Annotated in this window: 1 pseudogene; it reads left to right on the top strand. The window is 70.3% G+C overall.

Annotation, left to right across the window (positions count from 1 at the left end):
- Nucleotides 1–854, top strand: a pseudogene (locus tag ACFWJO_RS37720) (conjugal transfer protein); the annotation flags it as partial.

The raw sequence follows: 854 nt of genomic DNA, 5'->3' as shown, positions 1-854 counted from the left end.
CCTCGTGACCGACTCCAACGAGTCCGTCCAAGCGCTCAACAACAGGGCGCGGGCCGATCTGATCCTCGACGGCACCGTCAACGCCCGCCGCGAGGTCGAGCTGCACGACGGCACCCGTGCCGCGGCCGGGGATACCGTCATCACCCGCCGCAACGACCGCCGCCTTCGCGCCGGGCGGTCCTGGGTCCGCAACGGCGACAGATGGACCGTCACCGAGGTCCGCGACGACGGCGCCCTCACCCTCCATCGCGCCGGGCGCACGTGGGGCGCATCGGTCGTGGTCCCGGCCGAGTACGCGGCCGAACATCTCGACCTCGGCTACGCCGTCACTTCCTACCGGGCGCAGGGCATCACGGTCGACTCCTCGCACGTCCTGGCGGATGCGTCGATGACCAGAGAGACGTTCTACGTCGCCATGACCCGTGGCCGCGAAGAGAACATCGCCTACGTCGCCGTCGATAAGCCCGACCCCGCTCACGACGGCCCGCACCCCGGCGACAACGAGGATGCGTCCGCCCGGTCGGTGTTGTTCGGGGTGCTGCAGCACGTCGGCGCCGAGCTGTCGGCGCACGAGACGATCACCGCCGAGCAGGACACCTGGGGCTCCATTGCGCAGCTCGCTGCCGAGTACGAGACCCTGGCCGCTGCCGCACAACACGACCGCTGGGCCGCACTCATACGCTCGTCGGGGCTCAGCGACGACGACGCAGAAGACGCGATCGCTTCACCCGCATTCGGCGCATTGACCGCCGAGCTCCGCCGGGCAGAGGCGAACCAGCACGACGTCGAGACCTTACTGCCGCGCCTCGTGGGAGCACGCGGGTTCGGGGACGCCGATGACATCGCGGCCGTCC

This window comes from Streptomyces sp. NPDC127092 (assembly GCF_042722475.1).
Lineage (GTDB): Bacteria > Actinomycetota > Actinomycetes > Streptomycetales > Streptomycetaceae > Streptomyces.
This window is presented reverse-complemented; position numbering and strand designations above follow the sequence as displayed.